Source organism: Streptomyces sp. NPDC026394 (assembly GCF_055567735.1).
Genome location: NZ_JBVHPX010000011.1, coordinates 24,716 through 47,749 on the forward strand (window position 1 = coordinate 24,716; position 23,034 = coordinate 47,749).

A 23,034-nucleotide genomic window follows, 5' to 3' on the forward strand; every position below is an offset into this window, starting at 1 on the left:
GGGGCGGGTGGTTGCTACGACCACGGACCACACCCTAATCAGCCGTCACGGACCGCGGCAAAGCGCCCCGGGCGGGGACCGGCGCCCACCGCCGCATCCCGCCGGCCCCCAGGTGGTACAAGTTTGAACATCGGATGCCAAAACCGGCAGCTCCGTGCTGCCGGGTCAGATCCACCCTTCCAGCGATTTCATGAAGCCGTCGAAATCGTCCCGGTGGATGGTGTGCCCGGCGCCCTCGACCGTACGGACCTCGAAGCCGCGCGCCGCCACCCGCTCCTTGTCCGCCTCCGTGAAGAGAAACCCCTCCCCGGCCACCTGCACCAAGGAGGGCACCACCGGCCGCTCCGGTATGCGCTCCCTGAGGTCACCGCCGGACAGTGCCAGCGCCGTGTCCGGATCCCACGCCTCGATCGTCGCCATCTCGATCTCCACGTCGGCCTCCTCCCAGCGCGGGTTGAAGCTACGGATCATCTGGCGGGTGGCGCGCTTGAACTCGACGAACAGCGCGGGGTCCATCGGGCGCTCGGTGTTGCCGAGGGTCCAGGCCGGGTCCGAGTAGACGGCGCGCCGCGGGCGCAGCCGCTCGGCCGCCAGTGACAGCGCCATCGCGCCGAGCGAGTGTCCGAGGGCCACCTCCACGCCCGCGGGCAGGGTCTCCACCAGGTCGTCGGCGAACAGCTCGTCGCTGTACGGGCCGTGCGGGCTGGCACCGTGGCCGCGCAGGTCGACGGCGATGACGCGGTAGCCGCGCGCGGCCAGCGCGGGGCCCACCCGGCGCCAGGTCCGGTGGTCCGACATGATGCCGTGGACCAGCACCGCGACCCGGTCGCCGGTACCCCACTCCTGGGTGTGCAGCTGCATGGACAAGCCTTTCCGTTCCGTTCCGCGCCACGGTCGGGCAGCGCGCCGGACCCTATTCTCGCCTCCTGAGCAATCCGCCCTTCGTGCCTGCCGACTTCACCGTCCCCGGCGGACTGATCACCGGCCGCTTCCGACTGGAACCGCTCATTTCCGGACCACAACGCCGCCGACCACGCCGCCTGGAGCGCCGGCATCACGCACATCAGGGCGACCCCCGGGTTCACCGGCCGCGACTGGCCGCCCGAGGCCGGGCCGCCCCTTGAGGAGAACCTCGGCGACCTGCGGCGGCACGCCCGGGACTTCGAGCGGCGCACGGGTTTCACGTACTCCGTCATCGGGATACCGGACGGTGAGGTGATCGGATGCGTGTACATCTACCCCGTACGGGACGGACACGTACAGGACGGACACGGGCAGGACGGACGCGTACCGGAGGGACACGGACCGCAGGGACACGGACAGGACGGAAACGGTCCGGCGGGACACGGCGATACCGGGACGGAACCGGGCGATACGACGTCCGGGGCGCCGGGCAGTACCCCGGGCCAAGCCCCGGACACGACGGTCCGCTCCTGGGTCCGGGCCGACCGCGCCGAGCTGGTCCTGCCCCTGTACGAGGCGGTACGGGACTGGCTGGCCGCGGACTGGCCGTTCAGGACGGTCGCCTACGCGGCCCGGCGACCGCGGCCCCACACCGGTGCCGCCCGGCTCACAGCCAGTCGGTCTCGGGCGTGGCCGCGGCCAGGGCACGTGCCGCGCCCGTACGGACCGGAATGCCGTGCGGTACGCACAGCGTGTCCACGCCGGGCAGCGCGGCCAGCCGCCGGAAGGACACGACGGCCGCCGCCCGGTCGACGTTGAAGGGGCCGAGGACGACCCGGCCGTCCGGCCCCGTCCCTATGAGGTCGCCGGTGAACAGCACACCCGCGGCCGGCAGGTGCAGCGCCGTGCTGCCCGGCGTGTGGCCGGGGACGTGGAGGACGTGGGCGGGCTCGGGCCAGTCGTCGAGGATGTCGCCGTCGTGCAGTTCGACGTCCACCTGTACATGCTTCAGCGGCGGCGTGCCCGCTTCCGCCATGCCTGCCAGGACCTGTTCGAGCAGGGGCGCCTCGGTGGCGGTGAGGGCCGGTGGCGGCTCGGGCGCGGTGCCGGAGACGGCCGGGGCGTCCGCCGCGCCCGCCAGGACACGGGCGCCGGTGGCGGCCACCAGGTCGGCGGCCGACCCCATGTGGTCGACGTGGGAATGGGTCAGCACGATCTGCCGCAGCGCGTCCGGCCTCCCGGCCAGACGGGTGACCGCCTCCAGGATCGCGGGGGCCGAGCCCGGAACGCCGGTGTCGACGGCCGCGAATCCGCCGTCGGACAGCCGTACGAGGTAGACATGGCCCACCGGGAACGGCAGGTGCCAGACGTCGGGGACGATCGGGAGGGGACCGGTGGAGGCGCGACCGGCATCGGGAGAAGCAGTCATGGTCGGGACGCTAGCGGACGACCCCCGTGAAGCCATCCGCTCTGCGCCCAGGGCGGATTGAGCGGACGGCGAACCTCGCCGCCTGGGGCCTGCCCCGCATGGGCGCCGTCCCAGTCCCTGCCCCTCTCTCCAGAGAGCCCCTACTCCTCCCCCTGCCCCTGAAAGGCCGGCAGCGCGAAGACGCGTTCCTTGGCCGGCTCGTCCATGATCTCCACCAGTGGCAGCACCGCGTCCCACAGGTCCTGCTTCCCGACCTCCAGCACCATCGCGTCCAGCTCCGCGTCCGGCAGCGCCCCCGCCGTGTCGGCCACCACCTTGCGCGACTCCGGCGGCAACTCCGCGACCAGTGGCAGGAACTCCGCCCACAGTCCGGTCACGACGACCGCCCGGACGACCGTGCCGAGCACCTGGCCGTCGCGCAGCGACGGCAGTCCGGCGACCGCGCGCCGGTCCTCCTCGGACAGCAGGGCCACCAGCGGCAGCAGCGACTCCCACAGCCCCTGCTCGTGCGCGGTACGGACCAGCCCGTCCAGCTCGACGGGGTCCTGGCGGGCGGCGAGCGCGGCCACCCGCGCGCGGCGCTCCGGCCCGGCCAGCCCGGCCACGGCCAGCGCCTCGGGCCACAGACCGTGGCCGGCCGCGGCCACCACCGAGGCCAGCCGCTCCTCCCCCATCAGTTCCAGGATGGCGTCCAGACGTTCCGGCATGTCGATGAAGAACCCGACGCGCAGCACCACCTCGTCGTCGATGAGGTGGAGGATCCGCTCCAGGGCCCGGTCGCGCAGGTGGCCGACGAAGCGCCCCATCGTCAGGTGGTCGCCGCGTTCGGCGAGGGCGACGGCGATACGGACCACGAGGTCCTCGTCCAGCCGGTCGACGACCCCGGCGATCCGACGCGGGTCCAGGTGACCGCAGGACTCGGCGGTGAAGGCGACCGGCAGCTTCTCGATGATGTCGGCGGCGCGGCCGGGGTCCAGCCGCCCGGCCACGGAGGCGGCCAGCCGCGGCCCGAGCGCCTTCTGCGAGATCGCGGCGGCGACTCCGGCCGGTACGAGCTTGGTGGCGGCGGCGATCCGGTCGAGCATGTCCGGCACGTCGTCGAAGAGCGTGTCCACGGTACGGGCGCGGAGCTGCCGTACGTCCTCGGCGGGCAGCCCGTGCAGGAACTCCAGTTGTTCCGGCAGGACATCGAGCAGTTGGGCGATCTTCTGTGCCTCGGCGCGGTTGCTGAGCGTGTCCATGGGGGTCACCGTTCGGTCGGCCGGGTCAGCGGAACAGGATGCGGCGCACGGGGCCGCGGGCGAGGGCGGGCACCAGCTTCAGGGCCTCTTCGGCCGCGTCGTTGAGGCCCGCGGCGCGGCTCTCCTTACGGGTGCGCAACGCGCGCGTCAGTACGCCGAGTTCTTCGGGCGCGGCAGCGGCGAGACCGGGCGGCGCCGGGGCGCCGAGCGCTTCGGTCAGAGCGCGGAACGCCTCACCGCCCGCGCCCGCGCCGGTCCGTGCGTCGGTGCTCGAACCTGTACCCACCAGTCCTCCCGGGGTGCGGCTACGACGGTTGCCCAGCAGCGTCGTTCCCGGCTGACTTTTAGTCAATAGCGCGGGCGCGGCGGACCGCACCGTCCCCCGGAACGTCGCCCCCTTAGAGTGCGCTCCACGGCCTAGGCTCGCCCGTATGAGCCCTTCCATCGCGACCAACACCCGGGTGGACCTCGACGGCCTGTTGGAGTTCGCGCGCCCCCGGCACCGCGCGGTCCTGCTCACCCGGCGCTCCGACGGCACGCCCCAGGCATCGCCGCTGACCTGCGGTGTCGACGACTCCGGGCGGCTGGTGATGGCGACGTACCCGGAGCGCGCCAAGGTACGCAACGCCCGCCGGGCGCCCACGGTGAGCGTGCTCGTGCTGTCCGACGAGTGGCACGGCCCCTGGGTGCAGATCGACGGCGAGGCGGAGATCCTGGACGCGCCGGACTCGGTCGAGCCGCTGGTCGAGTACTACCGCAGCGTCGCGGGCGAACATCCGGACTGGCACGAGTACCGTGCCGCGATGATCACACAGGGCAAGTCGCTGATCCGGGTGACGCCGCTGCGGTGGGGGCCGATCGCCACGGGCGGCTTCCCGGCCCGCCTCGCCGAGGAGGAGGACCGGGACGGGGAGGCACACTAGAGCGCACCGGACCCCGTAACCGGGCCTCCCCCTTCAGCGCACCGCGCTCGTACGGCGCACCTCGCACCCCGTACGGCGCACCTCGCACTTACGGCGCACCACGCACCCCGTACGAAACGCCTCTCCCGTATGGGCTCATCGCGTCTGATCCGCACCCCGTACGCGCTCACCACACCTTGTGAGCGCCCCCGTACGCGCTCAGCGCGTCTTGTCCGCACCCCCGTTCACGTTCAGCACCTGCCCCGTGATGTGCCGCGCCCCTTCGGACGCCAGGAACGCGACCGCCGCCGCGACGTCCTCCGGGCGCCCGGCCCGGCCCGTGGCGGTGGCGTCCACCAGCCCCGCCCGCCGATCGTCGGAGAGCCGGTCCCGGAAGAACTCGGTGTCCTCGATGTAGCCGGGCGAGACGACGTTGGCGGTGATGCCGCGCGGTCCCAGCGTGTTCGCCAGGTCGAGGTTCCAGGTGGTGAGCCCCGCCTTGGCCGCGCCGTACGCACCCAGGGAACCCGCTCCCCGTGCCGCGGCGATCGAGCCGATGTGCACGACGGCGCCGCCCTCGGCGAGCCGGTCCTCGACGGCCTTGGTGGTGAGGGCCGCGGTGAGCAGATTCGCGTCGAGGTTGGCGCGGAAGGCCCGTGCGTACGAGGCCAGATCGCCGCCCGGCGCGTCGTCGAAGTCGGTGTTGCCGCCGGCGTTGTTGACCAGGATGTCGATCCGCTCGGGCAGCTCGTCCAGGAGGCGGGCCAGCGCGGCGGGGTCGGTGTGGTCGCAGACGACCGCGCGGGCGCCGGTCTCCTCGGCGGCCTTCTCCAGGGGCGCGGGGCGGCGGCCGGTGACGGTGACCGCGTCGCCCTGCGCGGCGAAGTGACGGGCGACGGCCAGGCCAATGCCGGTGGCGCCGCCGGTGACCAGGATGGTGCGTGACATAAGGTAGCTCCCGACGTCGTTGTTCAGACCTAAATTCAGGCCTGAATTTAGGTCTGAACGTAACATCCGCAGGAGGGCCCATGGCAAGCGCGGACGCCCCGTACCCCGTCCAGGAGATCGCCGACGCCTGGGAACGCGAGCGCCCCGGCATGCCCGTCTCGTCCATCGGGATCGTCACGCCCCTGTGGCAGTTGGCGAAGCTGCTGGGCGACGACCGGCGCCGGGTGCTGGCCCGCGCCGGGGTGGACACCGCCACCCTCGACCTGCTGAGCGTGCTGCGCCGGGCCGGCGACCCGTACACCCTCAGCACCCGCGAACTCGCGGCCCGCTCCATGGTGACGGCCGGCGCGATCTCCCAGCGCGTCGCCCGCGCCGAGCGTGAGGGACTGGTCGTACGCCGCCCGGGCCAGGGCCGCCCCCGCACGGTGTGGGTGGAGCTGACCCCGGCCGGACACACGCTCGTCGAAGAGACCGTGGACCAGGTACTGCACCGGGAGACCGAACTGGTCAGCGGCCTGAAGCCGGACCAGCAGGAGCAACTCGCCGGCCTGCTGAAGCTCCTGCTCCAGGACGTCCAGACCCGCCTGGGCGACGACCGGATCACACAGGTCGGGGAATAGCGCCCACCCCCGCCCCGCCCTTGCCCGCCCCCACGCGGGCAGTCGTACGCCTTCCCCGGTGGCCGGTACGCGACCGCTGCGGCGTTATTTCCACCATTGACACAGAAACGTTCATGCAGGATGCTCCTGCGGCGTGAATTGCGCTCCCCCGACGCGCGCGACCTACAGGGTCAGTGACTGAATTCCCCGAGCAACGTCCCGGCCACACCCCTGTCGTATTCCCTCCTTTCCACGCACCGTCAGTGAACACGACCAGAAATGCGAAGGAACATTTTGCGCCATCGAATACGTACCTCGGATTCCGCCCGGCGGCGTCTCTTCGCCGTGCCGGTGCTCACCGCGGCCCTCTCCTCGTTCCTCGCCGCCGCGACCCCGGCGACGGCCGCCGCAGCGACACCGGCGCAGCCGACGTCCCCGAAGGTGACCTGCACGTCCGCCAAGGACGGGCTCGCCGACCGGCTCTCGAAGGACCTCGGCCAGGTGTTGGGTTCGCACACTTCCGGCCATACGTCGTTCGCTCTGTACGACCGCACGAGCGACACCCGGTGCGCGTACGACGCGGACCGGCAGTACGACTCGGCGAGCGTCGTGAAGGTCGTGGTGCTGGGCACCCTCTTGCGGCAGGCCCAGGACGAACGGCGCGCTCTGACCGCGGACGAGAAAAAGCTCGCGGAAAAGATGATTACGAGGTCGGACAACGACGCCACCACCACGCTGTGGAAGCGGGCCGGCCTCGGGCGGATAAACGGCTTCCTGCGGCTCGCCGGAATGCACAACACCGTTCCGGACACGGAAGGGTACTGGGGGCTGACCCAGATCAACGCCGCCGATCAGCTCACTCTGCTGCGGCTCCTCACCTCCGAGAACTCCGTGCTCGGTGGCGCCTCCCGCGCCTACGCCCTGGACCTCATGAGCCGGGTCGTGCCCGAACAGCGCTGGGGCGTGCCGGCCGGGGCGCCGGCCGGTGCGAAGGTGCACGTCAAGAACGGATGGCTGCAACGGAGCAGCGGCGGCTGGCGGGTGCACAGTGTCGGCGCGGTCACCGGCGGCGGGCACGACTACGGGCTCGTCGTCCTGACCGCGGACCACCCGGGCATGGACGCCGGTGTCCGGACGATCGAAGACCTCGCCCGCACCCTGCACAAGGACCTCAACGGCACCGCGCGTCCGGCCCGGGAGGCCCGTGCCAGGGTGCTCCCCCACACGTCGGACGGCTCACTGGTGCCCGAAACCGGACGCTGAATCCGGCACGCATAGATCGCGGCGCCTGCCCTCCGGTCGGGGAGGGAGGCAGGCGCCGCGGGTGTTCCGCACGTCGTTGTACGGGACATCTGTGAGCCGGGCCGCTACACGGTCAGTGCGCGGTCCGTCGGCTTGACGGGGGCGGGCAGCGCGCTGGCGCCCGCGAGGTAGCGGTCCACACCGCGGGCCGCCGAACGGCCCTCGGCGATGGCCCAGACGATCAGCGACTGGCCGCGACCGGCGTCACCGGCAACGTACACGCCGGGGACGTTGGTGGCGAAGTCGGCGTCGCGGGCGATGTTGCCGCGCGCGTCCAGCTCCAGTCCGAACTGTGAGACCAGACCGTTGTCCTGGTCGGTGCCGGTGAAGCCCATGGCCAGGGTGACCAGCTGCGCGGGGATCCTGCGCTCGGTGCCCGGCTTGGGCTCCGGACGGCCGTCCTTGAACTCCACCTCGACCAGATGCAGCCACTGGACGTTGCCGTCCTCGTCGCCCTCGAAGTGGGTGGTGGAGACGGAGTACAGCCGCTCGCCGCCCTCCTCGTGCGCGGAGGTGACCTTGTAGAGCATCGGGAAGGTGGGCCAGGGCTGGTCCGGGTTCCGCTCGTCGCCCGGCTTGCCCATGATCTCCAGCTGGGTGACCGAGGCCGCGCCCTGGCGGTGCGCCGTGCCGACGCAGTCAGCGCCGGTGTCGCCGCCGCCGATGACCACGACGTGCTTGCCCTCGGCGGTGATCGGGGAGACGGTCAGGTCGCCCTCCTGCACCTTGTTGGCGAGCGGCAGGTACTCCATCGCGAAGTGGACGCCGTTCAGCTCACGCCCGGGGACCTTCAGGTCGCGGGAGGTGGTGGCGCCGGCGGCGATCACGACGGCGTCGTAGCGCTTGCGCAGCTTGGCGGCGTCGATGTCCCGGCCGATCTCCACCTCCGTACGGAACTTGGTCCCTTCCGCCCGCATCTGCTCGATACGGCGGTTGATGTGGCGCTTTTCCATCTTGAACTCGGGGATGCCGTAGCGGAGGAGTCCGCCGATCCGGTCCGCGCGCTCGTAGACGGCGACGGTGTGGCCCGCCCGGGTCAGCTGCTGGGCGGCGGCCAGGCCGGCCGGGCCCGAGCCGATGACCGCGACGGTCTTGCCGCTGAGCCGCTCCGGCGGCTGCGGGGTGACGTCCCCGTTGTCCCACGCCTTGTCGATGATGGTGACCTCGACGTTCTTGATGGTCACCGGCGGCTGGTTGATGCCCAGCACACACGCCGACTCGCAGGGGGCCGGGCACAGGCGACCGGTGAACTCCGGGAAGTTGTTGGTCGCGTGCAGCCGCTCGCTGGCGGCCGTCCAGTCCTCGCGGTAGGCGTAGTCGTTCCACTCGGGGATGAGGTTTCCGAGCGGACAGCCGTTGTGGCAGAAGGGGATGCCGCAGTCCATGCAGCGTCCGGCCTGCTTGCTGATGATCGGCAGCAGCGAGCCGGGGACGTAGACCTCGTTCCAGTCCCGGACGCGCTCCTCGACGGGGCGGGTCTCGGCGACCTCGCGGCCGGTGGTCAGGAAGCCCTTGGGGTCAGCCATTGATCGCCGCCTCCATCATCTTCTCGTGGGTCTCGGACTCGGAGAGCCCGGCTCGCTCGGCGGCGTCCTTGGCGGCGAGCACTGCCTGGTAGGTGGCCGGAATGACCTTGCTGAAGCGGGGCAGCGCGGCGTCCCAGTCGGCGAGCAGCTTCGCGGCGACGGTGGAGCCGGTCTCCTCCTGGTGGCGGCGCACGACGTCGTGCAGCCACTGCCGGTCGGTGGCGTCCAGCTCGGTGGAGACGGCGGCGGTCAGCTCGCGGTTGACGTTGGCCGGGTCCAGGTCGATCACGTATGCGATGCCGCCGGACATGCCGGCCGCGAAGTTGCGCCCGGTCTCGCCCAGGATGACGGCATGGCCGCCGGTCATGTACTCGCAGCCGTGGTCGCCGACGCCCTCGGACACCACCGTGGCACCGGAGTTGCGGACGCAGAACCGCTCGCCGACACGGCCACGCAGGAACAGTTCGCCGCCGGTGGCCCCGTAGGCGAGGGTGTTGCCCGCGATGGTCGAGTACTCGGCCAGGTGGTCGGCGCCGCGGTCCGGGCGGACCACGATCCGGCCGCCGGACAGGCCCTTGCCGACGTAGTCGTTGGCGTCGCCCTCCAGCCGCAGCGTGACGCCGGGCGGCAGGAACGCGCCGAAGGACTGGCCGGCCGAGCCGGTGAAGGTGATGTCGATCGTGTCGTCGGGCAGGCCCTTGCCGCCGAACTTCTTGGTCACCTCGTGGCCGAGCATGGTGCCGACGGTCCGGTTGATGTTGCGGATCGCGACCTGGGCCCGTACGGGCTGTGCGGCCTCGGCGGTGTCCGCGGACAGCGCGTCGACGGACAGCTTGATCAGCTCGTTGTCGAGCGCCTTCTCCAGGCCGTGGTCCTGGACGGTGACCTGGTGGCGTACGGCACCTTCGGGCAGCTCGGGCACGTGCAGCAGCGGGGCCAGGTCCAGGCCCTGCGCCTTCCAGTGGTCGACGGCCTTGGAGGTGTCGAGCAGTCCGGCGTGGCCGACCGCCTCCTCCAGCGAGCGGAAGCCCAGTTCGGCGAGGATCTCGCGGACCTCCTCGGCGATGAACTGGAAGAAGTTGACGATGTACTCGGCCTTGCCGCTGAAGCGCTCGCGCAGTGTCGGGTTCTGGGTGGCGATGCCGACCGGGCAGGTGTCCAGGTGGCACACGCGCATCATGACGCATCCGGAGACCACCAGCGGCGCGGTCGCGAAGCCGTACTCCTCGGCGCCCAGGAGGGCGGCGATGACCACGTCGCGGCCGGTCTTGAGCTGACCGTCGGTCTGTACGACGATCCGGTCGCGCAGGCCGTTGAGCAGCAGCGTCTGCTGTGTCTCGGCCAGCCCCAGCTCCCAGGGGCCGCCCGCGTGCTTCAGGGAGGTCAGCGGGGAGGCGCCGGTACCGCCGTCGTGGCCGGAGATCAGGACGACGTCCGCGTGCGCCTTGGAGACGCCCGCCGCGACCGTGCCGACGCCGACCTCGGAGACCAGCTTCACGTGGATGCGGGCCTGCGGGTTGGCGTTCTTCAGGTCGTGGATGAGCTGGGCGAGGTCCTCGATGGAGTAGATGTCGTGGTGCGGCGGCGGCGAGATCAGGCCCACGCCGGGCGTCGAGTGCCGGGTCTTGGCGACCCACGGGTAGACCTTGTGGCCGGGCAGCTGGCCGCCCTCGCCGGGCTTGGCGCCCTGCGCCATCTTGATCTGGATGTCGTCGGAGTTGACCAGGTATTCGCTGGTCACACCGAAGCGGCCGGAGGCGACCTGCTTGATCGAGGAGCGGCGGGCCGGGTCGTACAGGCGCTCCGGGTCCTCGCCGCCCTCACCGGTGTTGGACTTGCCGCCCAGTTGGTTCATGGCGATGGCGAGGGTCTCGTGCGCCTCCTGGGAGATGGAGCCGTACGACATCGCGCCGGTGGAGAAGCGCTTGACGATCTCGGAGGCGGGCTCGACCTCCTCCAGCGGCACCGCGGGGCGGTCGGACTTGAAGGAGAACAGGCCGCGCAGCGTCATCAGGCGCTCCGACTGCTCGTTCACCCGGTCCGTGTACTGCTTGAAGATGTCGTAGCGGCGCGAGCGGGTGGAGTGCTGGAGGCGGAAGACCGTGTCCGGGTCGAACAGGTGCGGCTCGCCCTCGCGGCGCCACTGGTACTCGCCGCCGATGTCCAGCGCGCGGTGGGTGGCGGCGATGCCGGTGGCCGGGTACGCCTTGGCGTGCCGGGCGGCGACCTCCTTGGCGATCACGTCGAGGCCGGCGCCGCCGATCTTGGTGGTGGTGCCGTGGAAGTACGCGTCCACGAAGCCCTGGTCCAGGCCGACGGCCTCGAAGACCTGCGCGCCCCGGTAGGAGGCGACGGTGGAGATGCCCATCTTGGACATCACCTTCAGGACGCCCTTGCCGAGCGCCTTGATCAGGTTCTTGATCGCGGGCTCGGGGTCGGTGGCCTTCGGCAGGAACGTACCGGCGCGGACCAGGTCCTCGACCGACTCCATCGCCAGGTACGGGTTGACGGCGGCGGCGCCGTACCCGATGAGCAGCGCGACGTGGTGCACCTCGCGCACGTCACCGGCCTCGACGAGCAGGCCGACCTGGGTGCGCTGCTTGGTGCCGATGAGGTGGTGGTGCACCGCGGCGGTGAGCAGCAGGGACGGGATCGGGGCGTGCTCGGCGTCCGAGTGCCGGTCGGAGAGCACGATCAGGCGGGCGCCGTCCTCGATGGCGGCGTCGGCCTCGGCGCAGATCCGGGCGATCCGGGCGGCCAGTGCCTCGCCACCGCCGGAGACCCGGTACAGGCCGGACAGGGTGACGGCCTTCATGCCCGGCATGTCCCCGTCGGCGTTGATGTGGATGAGCTTCGCCAGCTCGTCGTTGTCGATCACCGGGAACGGCAGCATGACGCTGCGACAGGACGCCGCGGTCGGCTCCAGCAGGTTGCCCTGCGGGCCGAGCGAGGAGATCAGCGAGGTGACCAGTTCCTCGCGGATGGCGTCCAGCGGCGGGTTGGTGACCTGCGCGAACAGCTGGGTGAAGTAGTCGAACAGCAGCCGCGGGCGCTCGGAGAGGGCGGCGATCGGCGAGTCCGTGCCCATCGAACCGATCGGCTCGGCACCGGCCTTGGCCATCGGTGCCAGGATGACGCGCAGCTCCTCCTCGGTGTAGCCGAAGGTCTGCTGGCGGCGGGTGACCGAGGCGTGGGTGTGCACGATGTGCTCACGCTCGGGCAGGTCGGCCAGCTCGATCAGGCCCGCGTCCAGCCACTCCTGGTACGGGTGCTCGGCGGCGAGCTGCGCCTTGATCTCGTCGTCCTCGATGATGCGGTGCTCGGCGGTGTCCACCAGGAACATCCGGCCGGGCTGCAGACGGCCCTTGCGCACGACCTTGGCCGGGTCGATGTCCAGGACGCCGACCTCGGAGGAGAGCACCACCAGGCCGTCGTCGGTGACCCAGTAGCGGCCGGGGCGCAGGCCGTTGCGGTCCAGGACCGCGCCGACCTGGGTGCCGTCGGTGAAGGTGACACAGGCCGGGCCGTCCCAGGGCTCCATCATCGTGGAGTGGTACGCGTAGAACGCCCGCCGCGCCGGGTCCATGGAGGTGCTGTTCTCCCACGCCTCCGGGACCATCATCAGCACCGAGTGCGGCAGCGAGCGGCCGCCCAGGTGCAGCAGCTCCAGTACCTCGTCGAAGGAGGCGGAGTCGGAGGCGTCCGGCGTGCAGACCGGGAAGAGCCGCTCCAGGTTCGCGCTGTCGCCGGTGGCGTCCGCGAAGAGCTTGCTGGCGAGCTGGGACTCGCGGGCCCGCATCCAGTTCCGGTTGCCCTGGACGGTGTTGATCTCACCGTTGTGGGCGACGAAGCGGTACGGGTGGGCCAGCGGCCAGCTCGGGAAGGTGTTCGTGGAGAAGCGGGAGTGCACCAGCGCGATCGCGGTGGCGAAGCGGCGGTCGGACAGGTCCGGGAAGAACGGCTCGAGCTGCCCGGTCGTCAGCATGCCCTTGTAGACGATCGTGCGGGCCGACAGCGACGGGAAGTAGACGCCCGCCTCGCGCTCGGCGCGCTTGCGCAGCACGAACGCCTTGCGGTCCAGGGCGAGGCCGGTGTCCTCGCCGTGCTTGTCGGCCACGAACAGCTGGGAGAAGGCGGGCATCGTGGCGCGGGCGCCGTTGCCGAGCAGCTGCGGGGCCACCGGGACGACCCGCCAGCCGAGGACGTCCAGGCCCTCCTCGGACGCGATCGTCTCGATCCGTGAGACGGCGGCCGCGGCATCCTCGGCCACGGACGGCAGGAAGGCGATGCCCACGGCGTACGCGCCGGCGTCGGGCAGGGCGAAGGTGACGCTCTCGCGCAGGAAGGCGTCCGGGACCTGGAGGAGGATGCCGGCGCCGTCACCCGAGTCGGGCTCGGAACCGGTCGCGCCGCGGTGCTCAAGGTTGCGCAGGACGGTGAGGGCCTGTTCGACCAGGGCGTGGCTGGGCTCGCCGGTAAGGGTCGCCACGAAGCCGACGCCGCAGGCGTCGTGCTCGTTGCGGGGGTCGTACATTCCCTGCGGGGCGGGGCGCCCGTCCATGGGCGACCAGGGGGCGGCGCTGGCGCTGCCGGTGGTCGCGGAGTGCGTGGACGCGGAACGCATCGGCTCTCCCAACGTCGTCGTGGCATGTGAAGTGCCGAGGGACGACGTTGGCCCTCCGCGAAATTTCGTGCAGGTTACAGGATGGCTCGCTTCTCGAAAAGCGGATAGAGCCTTCCAGCATGCGGACACCACTCGTGGCGGTGGACCGGGGGCACGGGCGGACGGATCGACCCCCACCGGCGCCGTGTGCGTCGTTTTCGAGCAGGCGACATTGCCCGCAACGCTTGGGCCTTATGCCCGGCCCCTCACGAGACCAAACCGCTCAGTAACGCTTTAGTTATACGGTGGTCCGCATAGCACTGCACGAGGGGTCACCCTACGGCCGTACCGAACAGTGCGCCCAGGACGTACGTCACACCCGCCGCCGCGCCGCCGAGGGCCAGCTGCCGCAGGCCGCTGAACCACCAGGACCGCGCCGTCACCCGCGCCACGACCGCCCCGCACCCGAAGAGCCCCACCAGCGCCAGCAGCACCGCGGGCCACAGCTCGGAGGCGCCCAGCAGGTATGGCAGGACGGGCAGCAGGGCGCCCAGCGCGAAGGAGCCGAAGGACGAGACGGCGGCGACGGTGGGCGAGGGCAGGTCGGACGGGTCGATACCCAGCTCCTCGCGGGCGTGGATCTCCAGCGCCTGCTCGGGGTCCTTCGACAACTGCCTGGCCACCTCACGGGCCAGCTCCGGCTCCACACCGCGCGACTCGTACAGCGCGGCCAGCTCCTCCAGCTCGTCCTTGGGGTGCTTGCGCAGCTCCCGCCGCTCCACGTCCAGTTCGGCGAGGACCAGCTCCCGCTGGGAGGCCACCGAGGTGTACTCGCCGGCCGCCATGGAGAACGCACCCGCGGCCAGGCCCGCGAGACCGGTGATGATGATGGTCTGCTGGGAGACCGCGCCGCCGGCGACGCCCGTCATCAGGGCGAGGTTGGAGACCAGCCCGTCCATCGCGCCGAACACGGCGGGCCGCAGCCAGCCGCCGTTGACGTCGCGGTGGGTGTGGTTGTCGCGGTGGGCTATGTGCGTGGCCGCCGAAGCGTCCATGACAGACATATGGGGACCCGTTCCCTTCTCGCGAGGTGTGGGCCGATGCCGGCGCTTCCCCCTCCAACACCTCGAAGCTATGCGCCGTACACCCGGCCGCGCTAGCAAGGAAGGCCGAACTTACTGCGCTGACCTGGGGCTTTGTGGGCGGCTCAGACGGCAGTGAGGGGTGGATCACACCGCGCGGGACGGCGGGGTGCGGGAAACCGCAGACGATCCTGCGGGAAACCGCAATGCGGCCGGGGGCCCGGCGCGGGAGTCTGATCACAGCTTCACCGACGGTGGACGAACTGCCGGTGTACGGACTGCACGTGTACGTACTGCCGGTGTACAGGCTGCGCGTGCACAGACTGACGGCGTGCGAGGGGGCGGGACATGAGCGGACGACACCATCCAACCGCGGGAGCCGCGGTGCGAGAACTGGCCCATGTCGCGCCGGAGGTGCGCGACCGGCTCGTCGTCCGGTTCGGGGAGAAGGTGCGCGCCTGGTGCGACGCACTGCCGGATCTCGTCGGCGCCCTCACCGCCCGCTGGCGCCTGGAACTTGCCGAGGCGAACGGTGGCGGCACCTCACGGGTGTTCCGCTGCCGGCGTCGTGACACCGACACCTCGGCATGGCTGAAGCTCACGCCGGAGCCCGCCCTCGCCCGCGAGGAGGCCGAAGCCCTGTCCGCCTGGGCAGGGACCCCGTCGGTCGTCCCCCTGCTGGCGCACGACCTCGCGGCCGGTGCCCTGTTGCTTGCGGACGTGGAGCCGGGCGTGCCGGTGAGACACCTGGACTGGCGGCTGCCCGAGGTCGCGCCCCTCCTGCGGGACCTGCGGAGCCTTGCTCCCCCGCCGGACAAGCCCTCGGCGGTGCAACCTCTGGCGCACCGGGTGGACTTCCTCTTCCATCAGACGGGCCGCAGGCTGGCGGCGTCCGGCGACAGCGGCCCGCTCGGCCCGGCGGTGCTCGGCCGGGCCCGGGCGGCGGCTCTGGACCTCGCCACCAACGGGCCCCGGACCCTGGTGCACGGCGATCTCCATCCGGGCAATGTGCTCTCAGGTCCGGGCGCCCGCATGGTGGCCATCGATCCGCGCCCCGCGTGGGGCGACCCCGACTTCGACGCGGTGGACTGGGTACTGGGCGGTGTCACGACGCTCGCCGCGCTGGAGGAACGGGCCGAGGCACTGGCCGCGTTGGTGCCCGGTCAGTCCCCCGACCGCGTACTGGGCTGGTGCCGGGCTCTGGCCGCCCTCAACGCGGCCCTCGCGATCTGCGCGCGGCGGGACGACGCGGAGACGCGGTTCCTCATAGCCCTGGCAGGCGGCTGAACCACCCGAGACCGGCCCGGAGCAGGCCTTTTACGACGGCAGCCCGGAGAACTGACACTCAGGTCAGAAACCGACAACTCCCCTGACATGGAGCTGATCCGGACAATCGGGGGCGTATTCCAGCCGGGGGCCAGGAAGAAGATTGCCATGTACAGGAGATTTACAGGATCGTCTTTTTTGTCAGGACGAGGCGATCTGGTGGCCGCGGTTCCGGGTCATGCAGATACTCGTTCGGCACGCCGCGATGCGCGTCGGTCGCCGCGTGCCCTCCGGTTCGACATTCGAATTGAGGAGAACACATGCTGTCCAAGACGAAAAGGGTCGGGCGTTCCGTCGCCGTGGCGTTCGCCGCGGCTGCCGCGTTCACCATGGCCATGCCTACCGGTAACGCATTCGCCATCAACAAGGTCGAGTGCCGCGGCGGGGAGAACTTCTTGAAGATCTGGTCGCACAGCGGCGGCAAGAACAGCGTGGACTGCTACGCCAACCGCGGGCGAATCGACTTCGGCAGTTGGTGGGTCGACAGGATCTACACGGGCAACAACGACCTGATCTACTACGACGACAACGGCGATTCGGTGCGGGTAAACCGGTGGACCGACATTTCCTACCCCAACCGTCCGCCGAAGGTGAAGTCCATCGAAATCCTGTGACAGGTAGCGCATGGGCCGACCGGTATCGGGAATGGGGATTTCCCCTGACTGCCCATTCCTGACCCGGCCGCGTCCCGGGCGGGAAAAGAAATTCCCGTGACGCGCGTACCGCCGGAAACGGCGGAGGCCGCCCGGCCCCGGTGGGGTCGGGCGGCCTCCGCCGGTCTCTTCGCGGTGTGGCGCCGCGCGTCAGGAGTCCTTGCCGCTCCGGCTCCCGGTCCCGGCGTCCTTCGTCAGCTTCGCCGCACCGTCGGCCGCGTGCTCCGTGCCGCTGCCCGCGGCCTTGGGCGCTCCCTTGACCGTCTTGGGCGCCGCCTTGGTGGTCTCGGCTTCGGCCTTCGCCGCCTTGGCGCCGGCCTTCTTCGACTCGGCGCCGGGCTTCCCCGTCCCGGTGTCGTCCGCGGCCGCTTCCAGCGCGCCCGGCTCGACGACCTCCTCGCGGCCCGGGATCTTCTTCGCGGAGACCACGATGTAGGCGACGGACACGACGAGGCCGATGAGCGCGGTCCAGACGTTCAGGCGCAGGCCCAGGATGTGGTGGGCCTCGTCGACCCGCATGTACTCGATCCAGGCGCGGCCGGCGCAGTAGGACGCCACGTACAGCGCGAACGCCCGCCCGTGGCCCAGCTTGAAGCGCCTGTCCGCCCAGATCACGAGCAGCGCGACACCGATGCACCACAGCGACTCGTACAGGAACGTCGGGTGGTAGGTGCCGCCGACCCGGCCGATGGAGGGGTCGTCGCTGATCTTCAGCGCCCACGGGAGGTCGGTGGCGCGGCCGTAGAGCTCCTGGTTGAACCAGTTGCCCCAGCGGCCGATCGCCTGGCCCAGGGCGAGGCCGGGCGCCAGCGCGTCCATGTAGGCGGGCAGCGGGATGCCGCGGCGGCGGCAGCCGATCCAGGCGCCCACCGCGCCGAGCGCGACGGCGCCCCAGATCCCGAGGCCGCCCTCCCAGACCTTGAAGGCGTTGAGGGGGTGACCGCCCTCGCCGAAGTACGGCTCGTACGTCGTGATGACGTGGTAAAGGCGGCCGCCGACGAGCCCGAAGGGCACGGCCCACACGGCGATGTCCGCGACGGTTCCGGAGCGGCCGCCGCGCTGGATCCAGCGCTTGTTGCCGAGCCAGACGCCGATGAAGACGCCGATGATGATGCAGAAGGCGTACCCGCGCAGCGGGATCGGGCCGAGGTGTACGACGCCCGTCGACGGGCTGGGAATGAATGCGAGGTCCATGGCAGGGACGACGCTACCGCGCCAGGTGGGCGCGGCGACAACCCACCCGGCTACGGCTGTGTAACGACCGTCACTGCCGACGGTCGGTTACGGACCCGGTCGGCGATCGGGCACGGGCCTGTCCGGCGGTCGGCTACGAGCCCGTCCAGCGGTCAGATGCGGGTCCGGCCGAAGCCCGGTCACGTACCCGGTCGGCCTCCGGAACGCGGTCGGCGACCGGCCCCGCCCGGCACCGGCCTGTGCGCGGACCCGAGCACGAGCGCCGACCCGAGCGCGAGCGCGGCCCCGAACGCGAGCGCCGACCCGAGCCCGAGCGCGGAGACGGACACGGAAGGCACCGCGCCGCACCGTCGCCGCACGGTGCCGGTCCAGGAGCCGGTCCCGCTGCCGACCCCGTCGCCGTACGGTGCCCATCCCAGCGCCAATCCCGCTGCCGCCCCCGTCGCCGCACGGTACCCATCCCAGTGCCGGCCCCAGCGCCAATCCCGGTGCCGCACGGCGCCGACCCAGGTGCCGCACGGCGCCGACCCAGGTCCCGATCAAAGACCGGTCAAGGAGCCGGAACCCGGTCCGTGCTCCCGCCCGGTTGCCCGGTGTCCGCCCCGGCACTGTGCCCCTGACCGGCACCGTGGCCCGCTCCGGCCCCGTCCCCGGCTCCGGCACCGTGGCCCGCGCCGGCCCTCTGCCCGGCACCGTGGCCCGTACCGGCCGAGGCACCCGCCGAGTGCCCTGACCCGCTGCCCGCCGAGGCGCCGACCGTGCCGGCTCCCCGCTCTGCCCCCGCACCGCCGGGCTTCGCGCCGGACGCCTTGCCCCCGGAGGCCCCGGAAGCCCCGCCCGCCTTCTTGTCCTTGGCGGCGTCCCGCACCTTCTGCTTGAGCCCGTCGGGGGTGAGGTTCTTCTCCTCCGCGAGGTTCTTGCCGTTCAGCAGGACCGTCGGAGTGCCCTGGTGGCCGGAGTTGGTGAAGGCGGTGTTGGACTTGTACACGAAGTCCGTGTAGGTGCCCTTGTCGACGCACTGCTTGAACGTGTCGCTGACCAGCCCGTTCACCTTCCCGGCCAGCTCGATCAGGTACTTCTTGTCGGCGAACCGGTCCTGCTGCTCCGGCGGCTGGTTCTCGTACAGCACGTCGTGGTACTCACGGAAGCGGCCCGCGTCCTGGGCGCAGAGCGCGGCGTTGGCGGCGGTGACCGACCCCTTGCCGCGCATGCTGCCGTCGATGATCGTCGCGAGGTGGTAGTCGGTCCTGAGCAGCCCGGCGTCCTCCAGCTCGTGGATGGCGCCGCGGAAGCCCTTCTCGAACTGGGCGCAGGCGGGGCAGCGGAAGTCCTCCCACACCGTGAGCGTGGACGGGGCCTCTTTCTTGCCGACCGGCACCGCGGGCTTGTCGCTGTCCTGGGTGCCCTTGGGCAGGGCCACCTTGCCGCCGCCGGAGTCGTCGCCCGAGGAGGAGGCGGCCCAGACGCCTACGCCACCGGCGACGGCCAGCACCGCCACCACTGCCCCGGCGACCTTCAACTGGCGGCCGCGCCGTTCGCGCGCCTTCTCCTTCGCGCGCTGGGCTTGCAGCCGCTCACGGGCGCTGCTCTTTTTGTCTTGATTGTTCTGGCTCACGCCCCTGAACAACGAAGCGGAGGGGCGCCGTCGCACCCCTCCGCCGCGTTCTTCGTCCTAACGAGGGACAGCCTCGCCGGGCACCGGCCCGGACATCCGCCGACGCCCACTCAGACGTGCGACCGCACGCCGCCCGGCGTCACCCGCGCTTGCGTACGCCCGCCGCCAGGTCACCGGCGAGTGCGCGGACGCCCGCGAGGCCGGCCTCCAGGTCGTCCCCGGCGTCCAGCAGCCGCTTGACGAAGGCCGTCCCGACGATGACCCCGTCCGCGAACTGCGCCACCTCCGCGGCCTGTTCGGCGTTGGAGACGCCGAGGCCGACGCAGACCGGCAGGTCGGTGGTGGCCCGGGTGCGCCCGACCAGCCCCTGCGCCTCGCGGCCGACCGACTCACGGGTGCCGGTGACCCCCATCAGCGAGGCCGCGTACACGAAGCCGCTGCCCGCCTCGGTGATCTTCGCGAGGCGTTCGTCCCGGCTGCTCGGCGCGACCACGAACACGGTGGCCAGGCCGTGCTGTTCGGCTGCCGCGCGCCATACCCCGGACTCCTCGACCGGCAGGTCGGGCAGGATGCAGCCGGCCCCGCCCACGGCGGCTAGGTCGGCGGCGAAGCGCTCGACGCCGTACGCGTCCACCGGGTTCCAGTACGTCATGCACAGCACCGGCGCGCCGGTCGCCGCGTGCGCCTCGCCGACCGTGCGGATGACGTCCTTGATCTTGACGCCGCCGCGCAGCGCGATGTCGTCGGCGGTCTGGATGACCGGGCCGTCCAGGACCGGGTCGCTGTGCGGCAGCCCGACCTCGACCACGTCGCAGCCGCCCTCGATCATCGCGGTGACGGCCCGTACCCCGCCGTCCACGGTCGGGAAGCCGGCCGGCAGGTAGCCGACCAGGGCGGCCCGGTTCTCCTCCTTGGCCGCGGCCAGGGTGCTGCTGAGCAGCCCGACGTTGCCCGCCATCACTTGCTCCCCTCGTCGTGCGCGCCGAGCGCGGTGTCGGTGGCGTCGGTGTCATCGGCCTCCACCGTGTCGTCGGCGGGCGCCCCGTACAGCCCGAAGTAGCGGGCCGCGGTGTCCATGTCCTTGTCGCCGCGCCCGGACAGGTTGACCAGGATCAGCCCGTCCGTGCCCAGGTCACGGCCGATCTCCAGGGCGCCCGCCAGCGCGTGGGCGCTCTCGATGGCCGGGATGACGCCCTCGGTCTGCGACAGCAGCCGCAGTGCCTGCATGGCCGCGTCGTCGGTGACGGCGCGGTATTCGCCGCGTCCGGAGTCCTTCAGGTAGGAGTGCTCCGGGCCGATGCCCGGGTAGTCCAGCCCGGCGGAGATCGAGTACGGCTCGGTGATCTGTCCGTCCTCGTCCTGGAGGACGTAGGAGCGGGAGCCGTGCAGGATGCCGGGGGTGCCCTCGGTGAGGGTGGCGGCGTGCTCGCCGGTCTCGACGCCGTGACCGCCCGGTTCGCAGCCGACGAGGCGTACGGAGGCGTCCTGGAGGAACGCGTGGAACAGGCCGATGGCGTTGGAGCCGCCGCCGACGCAGGCCACCGCGGCGTCCGGGAGGCGCCCTGCGCGCTCCAGGATCTGGCGGCGGGCCTCGACGCCGATGACCCGGTGGAAGTCGCGGACCAGGGCCGGGAAGGGGTGCGGCCCGGCGACCGTGCCGAAGAGGTAGTGGGTGCGGTCGACGTTGGCGACCCAGTCCCGGAACGCCTCGTTGATGGCGTCCTTGAGGGTGCGGCTGCCGGACTTCACGGCGATGACCTCGGCGCCGAGCATCCGCATCCGGGCGACGTTCAGGGCCTGCCGCTCGGTGTCGATCTCCCCCATGTAGATGGTGCATTCGAGGCCGAAGAGGGCGCAGGCGGTGGCGGTGGCCACGCCGTGCTGGCCGGCGCCGGTCTCGGCGATGACGCGGGTCTTGCCCATGCGCCGGGTGAGCAGCGCCTGGCCCAGCACGTTGTTGATCTTGTGCGAGCCGGTGTGGTTCAGGTCCTCGCGCTTGAGGAAGATCCGGGCGCCGCCGGCGTGCTCGGCGAACCGCGGCACCTCGGTCAGGGCGCTGGGCCGCCCGGTGTAATTGACCATGAGGTCGTTCAGCTCGGCGGCGAAGGCCGGGTCGGCCTTGGCCTTCTCGTACTCGGCGGCCACCTCGTCCACCGCGGCGACCAGCGCCTCGGGGATGAACTTGCCGCCGAAGTCACCGAAGTAGCCCCCGGCGTTCGGGACCTGGCCCTCCGGGTCCGGGATGAAGAAGTCAGAAGACATCCGTCGTACTCCTTGATCGGGGCAACTGCCCCGGAAGTATGGATATGCGGGCATCACGGTATGCGGCGCGCCCGCGCCCGATGCGCTCTCTCGCGCGCGGCGTCGCGGAACGGCGCACGGACACGAGGTGGAGGCGGAAAGGCGGAGACGGGACCGCGGGAACGCTGCGCACGCCACGGTCTGCGGGCACACGGCCCGTCCGGGACAGCCCGCCGGGCAGGCAGGGAGCAGCGGGACGGGCAATACGGCACACAGACCGAAGGGCGACATGGCGCGAACGAGCGGGCGCCGGGGACGAGACCCCCATAGAGGGACCAATCACCCACGCCCGGCAACGAGCGGCTACAGCGCGCCGTTACGACGCCATCGCCTGCCGTTGATCTGGCCCGGCTCCGCGCCGATGTGATACCTGACGCGCCGCCCGCGCACCCGGCGGGCCGGCGCCCGGCAGCCTCGCGGCCGGCACCCGCGCCCCAGCGCCGCGTGCGGATCGCGCGCGGCACCGGCCGCGGCGAGCACGCCGGCCGGTCCCGGGAGGGTTCCCGGGCCGGGGCGGTGGAGGCGGGCGGTGGCCACGGTGGGTGTCAGCCCCGTCCGTGCCGGATGGCTGGGTGAGAGCCGGCCGCGACCAGGTCGGCGACGGCGGTCTTCGGGTCCTTGCCGGTGACCAGCGACTCGCCCACCAGTACGGCGTCGGCGCCCTCGTTGGCGTAGGCGATCAGGTCGTGCGGCCCGCGCACACCCGACTCGGCGATCTTGACGATGTGGTCCGGGATCTCCGGCGCGATCCGCGCGAAGTTCCCGCGGTCGACCTCAAGGGTCTTCAGGTTGCGGGCGTTGACCCCGATGATCCGCGCACCGGCGTCCACGGCCCGCTGGGCCTCTTCCTCGTCGTGCGCCTCGACCAGCGGCGTCAGACCGATCGACTCGGCGCGCTCGATCAGCGAGACCAGCGCCTCCTGCTCCAGCGCGGCGACGATCAGCAGCGCCAGGTCGGCGCCGTATGCACGGGCCTCCCACAACTGGTAGGCGGTGACGATGAAGTCCTTGCGCAGGACGGGGATGTCGACCCGGGCCCGTACGGCCTCCAGGTCGGCGAGCGAACCGCCGAACTTCCGCTGCTCCGTCAGTACGGAGATGACCGCCGCGCCGCCCGCCTCGTAGTCGGCGGCGAGGCCGGCCGGGTCGGCGATGGCGGCGAGCGCGCCCTTGGACGGGCTGGAGCGCTTGACCTCGCAGATCACCGTGACGCTGTCGCCCTTGAGGGCCGCCACTCCGTCCTTGGCCGGGCGCGCCTTGAGGGCCCGCTCCTTGAGCTCGTCGAGGCCGACGCGCGCCTGCCGCTCGGCAAGGTCGGCGCGGACTCCCTCGATGATCTCGTCGAGCACACTCACGCGAGCGGCCTCCTTCTTGAGCGGTGGAGGGTGACAGTCGCCCTCCGGGCCAGTG

General features: G+C 71.6%; 19 protein-coding genes. 5 read left to right on the plus strand and 14 right to left on the minus strand.

The features are described 5' to 3' along the window. Window positions 1-165 precede the first annotated feature (165 nt). From ACZ4QV_RS24255 to ACZ4QV_RS24270, 4 genes are all read right to left on the minus strand, one after another. On the minus strand, window positions 166-861 hold the full coding sequence (locus ACZ4QV_RS24255; protein ID WP_361142740.1) for an alpha/beta fold hydrolase: 696 nt from the start codon (window positions 859-861) through the stop codon (window positions 166-168). Window positions 862-1,570: 709 nt separating this feature from the next. After that, window positions 1,571-2,332, minus strand: a complete 762-nt coding sequence (locus ACZ4QV_RS24260) for an MBL fold metallo-hydrolase (RefSeq protein ID WP_361588260.1) — start codon at window positions 2,330-2,332, stop codon at window positions 1,571-1,573. Between the two features lie 140 nt (window positions 2,333-2,472). Beyond that, complete coding sequence (locus ACZ4QV_RS24265) at window positions 2,473-3,573, minus strand: hypothetical protein (RefSeq protein WP_361588262.1); 1,101 nt, start codon at window positions 3,571-3,573, stop codon at window positions 2,473-2,475. 25 nt (window positions 3,574-3,598) lie between these two features. After that, the gene (locus ACZ4QV_RS24270) at window positions 3,599-3,859 is read right to left on the minus strand and encodes a hypothetical protein (protein WP_361142748.1); all 261 of its coding nucleotides are present in this window, start codon (window positions 3,857-3,859) and stop codon (window positions 3,599-3,601) included. Between the two features lie 145 nt (window positions 3,860-4,004). On the opposite strand from ACZ4QV_RS24270, the gene ACZ4QV_RS24275 reads away from it, so the two are divergent. Then, window positions 4,005-4,496 carry a PPOX class F420-dependent oxidoreductase gene (locus ACZ4QV_RS24275; protein WP_361142751.1) on the plus strand — a complete coding sequence of 164 codons (492 nt, stop codon included), beginning with the start codon at window positions 4,005-4,007 and terminating at the stop codon, window positions 4,494-4,496. A 198-nt stretch (window positions 4,497-4,694) separates the two neighbouring features. On the opposite strand, the gene ACZ4QV_RS24280 is transcribed toward ACZ4QV_RS24275, so the two are convergent. Further along, the gene (locus tag ACZ4QV_RS24280; RefSeq protein WP_361142754.1) at window positions 4,695-5,423 is read right to left on the minus strand and encodes an SDR family NAD(P)-dependent oxidoreductase; all 729 of its coding nucleotides are present in this window, start codon (window positions 5,421-5,423) and stop codon (window positions 4,695-4,697) included. 80 nt (window positions 5,424-5,503) lie between these two features. Here ACZ4QV_RS24280 and ACZ4QV_RS24285 point away from each other — a divergent pair, with 80 nt between their 5' ends. Together ACZ4QV_RS24285 and ACZ4QV_RS24290 are read left to right on the plus strand one after the other, a co-directional pair. Next, a complete protein-coding gene (locus tag ACZ4QV_RS24285; RefSeq protein ID WP_361142756.1) occupies window positions 5,504-6,043 on the plus strand; it encodes a MarR family winged helix-turn-helix transcriptional regulator in 540 nt (179 codons plus the stop codon). A 273-nt stretch (window positions 6,044-6,316) separates the two neighbouring features. After that, window positions 6,317-7,285 carry a serine hydrolase gene (locus tag ACZ4QV_RS24290; RefSeq protein WP_361588265.1) on the plus strand — a complete coding sequence of 323 codons (969 nt, stop codon included), beginning with the start codon at window positions 6,317-6,319 and terminating at the stop codon, window positions 7,283-7,285. A 104-nt stretch (window positions 7,286-7,389) separates the two neighbouring features. Here the strand turns inward: ACZ4QV_RS24290 and ACZ4QV_RS24295 are convergent, their stop codons facing one another. The 3 genes from ACZ4QV_RS24295 to ACZ4QV_RS24305 all read right to left on the minus strand — a co-directional run bounded on the left by ACZ4QV_RS24295 (window position 7,390) and on the right by ACZ4QV_RS24305 (window position 14,517). Continuing rightward, window positions 7,390-8,850 carry a glutamate synthase subunit beta gene (locus ACZ4QV_RS24295; protein ID WP_361142761.1) on the minus strand — a complete coding sequence of 487 codons (1,461 nt, stop codon included), beginning with the start codon at window positions 8,848-8,850 and terminating at the stop codon, window positions 7,390-7,392. Continuing rightward, window positions 8,843-13,474 carry a glutamate synthase large subunit gene (gltB, locus tag ACZ4QV_RS24300; RefSeq protein WP_361588267.1) on the minus strand — a complete coding sequence of 1,544 codons (4,632 nt, stop codon included), beginning with the start codon at window positions 13,472-13,474 and terminating at the stop codon, window positions 8,843-8,845. The genes ACZ4QV_RS24295 and gltB overlap by 8 nt, the downstream gene beginning before the upstream one ends. A gap of 311 nt (window positions 13,475-13,785) precedes the next feature. Next, on the minus strand, window positions 13,786-14,517 hold the full coding sequence (locus ACZ4QV_RS24305) for a VIT1/CCC1 transporter family protein (protein WP_361588269.1): 732 nt from the start codon (window positions 14,515-14,517) through the stop codon (window positions 13,786-13,788). Window positions 14,518-14,883: 366 nt separating this feature from the next. Here ACZ4QV_RS24305 and ACZ4QV_RS24310 point away from each other — a divergent pair, with 366 nt between their 5' ends. Together ACZ4QV_RS24310 and ACZ4QV_RS24315 are read left to right on the plus strand one after the other, a co-directional pair. Continuing rightward, window positions 14,884-15,822 (plus strand): aminoglycoside phosphotransferase family protein, encoded by a 939-nt coding sequence (locus ACZ4QV_RS24310; protein ID WP_361588271.1) that lies wholly within the window; start codon window positions 14,884-14,886, stop codon window positions 15,820-15,822. A 299-nt stretch (window positions 15,823-16,121) separates the two neighbouring features. Then, window positions 16,122-16,475 carry a beta/gamma crystallin domain-containing protein gene (locus tag ACZ4QV_RS24315; RefSeq protein WP_361142770.1) on the plus strand — a complete coding sequence of 118 codons (354 nt, stop codon included), beginning with the start codon at window positions 16,122-16,124 and terminating at the stop codon, window positions 16,473-16,475. Between the two features lie 189 nt (window positions 16,476-16,664). Here ACZ4QV_RS24315 and lgt read toward each other — a convergent pair whose 3' ends face one another. The 6 genes from lgt to trpC form a co-directional block, all read right to left on the minus strand. Further along, window positions 16,665-17,708: a prolipoprotein diacylglyceryl transferase gene (lgt, locus tag ACZ4QV_RS24320; protein ID WP_361588273.1), complete on the minus strand. Its 1,044-nt coding sequence runs from the start codon at window positions 17,706-17,708 to the stop codon at window positions 16,665-16,667. A 550-nt stretch (window positions 17,709-18,258) separates the two neighbouring features. Beyond that, window positions 18,259-19,323 (minus strand): DsbA family protein, encoded by a 1,065-nt coding sequence (locus tag ACZ4QV_RS24325; RefSeq protein WP_361588275.1) that lies wholly within the window; start codon window positions 19,321-19,323, stop codon window positions 18,259-18,261. A gap of 139 nt (window positions 19,324-19,462) precedes the next feature. Continuing rightward, window positions 19,463-20,281: a tryptophan synthase subunit alpha gene (trpA, locus tag ACZ4QV_RS24330; RefSeq protein WP_361142781.1), complete on the minus strand. Its 819-nt coding sequence runs from the start codon at window positions 20,279-20,281 to the stop codon at window positions 19,463-19,465. Beyond that, complete coding sequence (gene trpB / locus ACZ4QV_RS24335; protein WP_361588277.1) at window positions 20,281-21,585, minus strand: tryptophan synthase subunit beta; 1,305 nt, start codon at window positions 21,583-21,585, stop codon at window positions 20,281-20,283. The genes trpA and trpB overlap by 1 nt, the downstream gene beginning before the upstream one ends. A gap of 342 nt (window positions 21,586-21,927) precedes the next feature. After that, window positions 21,928-22,161 carry a tryptophan biosynthesis modulator TrpM gene (gene trpM / locus ACZ4QV_RS24340; protein ID WP_467763404.1) on the minus strand — a complete coding sequence of 78 codons (234 nt, stop codon included), beginning with the start codon at window positions 22,159-22,161 and terminating at the stop codon, window positions 21,928-21,930. Between the two features lie 8 nt (window positions 22,162-22,169). Continuing rightward, complete coding sequence (gene trpC / locus ACZ4QV_RS24345) at window positions 22,170-22,979, minus strand: indole-3-glycerol phosphate synthase TrpC (protein WP_361142787.1); 810 nt, start codon at window positions 22,977-22,979, stop codon at window positions 22,170-22,172. Between the last annotated feature and the right edge of the window lie 55 nt (window positions 22,980-23,034).

What these genes read in the sequence shown, in the direction of transcription:
- ACZ4QV_RS24255 (WP_361142740.1), bottom strand. Translation starts at nt 861, where the DNA reads ATGCAGCTGCACACCCAGGAGTGGGGTACCGGCGACCGGGTCGCGGTG.
- ACZ4QV_RS24260 (WP_361588260.1), bottom strand. Translation starts at nt 2,332, where the DNA reads ATGACTGCTTCTCCCGATGCCGGTCGCGCCTCCACCGGTCCCCTCCCG.
- ACZ4QV_RS24265 (WP_361588262.1), bottom strand. Translation starts at nt 3,573, where the DNA reads ATGGACACGCTCAGCAACCGCGCCGAGGCACAGAAGATCGCCCAACTG.
- ACZ4QV_RS24275 (WP_361142751.1), top strand. Translation starts at nt 4,005, where the DNA reads ATGAGCCCTTCCATCGCGACCAACACCCGGGTGGACCTCGACGGCCTG.
- ACZ4QV_RS24280 (WP_361142754.1), bottom strand. Translation starts at nt 5,423, where the DNA reads ATGTCACGCACCATCCTGGTCACCGGCGGCGCCACCGGCATTGGCCTG.
- ACZ4QV_RS24285 (WP_361142756.1), top strand. Translation starts at nt 5,504, where the DNA reads ATGGCAAGCGCGGACGCCCCGTACCCCGTCCAGGAGATCGCCGACGCC.
- ACZ4QV_RS24295 (WP_361142761.1), bottom strand. Translation starts at nt 8,850, where the DNA reads ATGGCTGACCCCAAGGGCTTCCTGACCACCGGCCGCGAGGTCGCCGAG.
- gltB (WP_361588267.1), bottom strand. Translation starts at nt 13,474, where the DNA reads ATGCGTTCCGCGTCCACGCACTCCGCGACCACCGGCAGCGCCAGCGCC.
- ACZ4QV_RS24305 (WP_361588269.1), bottom strand. Translation starts at nt 14,517, where the DNA reads ATGTCTGTCATGGACGCTTCGGCGGCCACGCACATAGCCCACCGCGAC.
- ACZ4QV_RS24310 (WP_361588271.1), top strand. Translation starts at nt 14,884, where the DNA reads ATGAGCGGACGACACCATCCAACCGCGGGAGCCGCGGTGCGAGAACTG.
- ACZ4QV_RS24315 (WP_361142770.1), top strand. Translation starts at nt 16,122, where the DNA reads ATGCTGTCCAAGACGAAAAGGGTCGGGCGTTCCGTCGCCGTGGCGTTC.
- lgt (WP_361588273.1), bottom strand. Translation starts at nt 17,708, where the DNA reads ATGGACCTCGCATTCATTCCCAGCCCGTCGACGGGCGTCGTACACCTC.
- trpA (WP_361142781.1), bottom strand. Translation starts at nt 20,281, where the DNA reads ATGGCGGGCAACGTCGGGCTGCTCAGCAGCACCCTGGCCGCGGCCAAG.
- trpB (WP_361588277.1), bottom strand. Translation starts at nt 21,585, where the DNA reads ATGTCTTCTGACTTCTTCATCCCGGACCCGGAGGGCCAGGTCCCGAAC.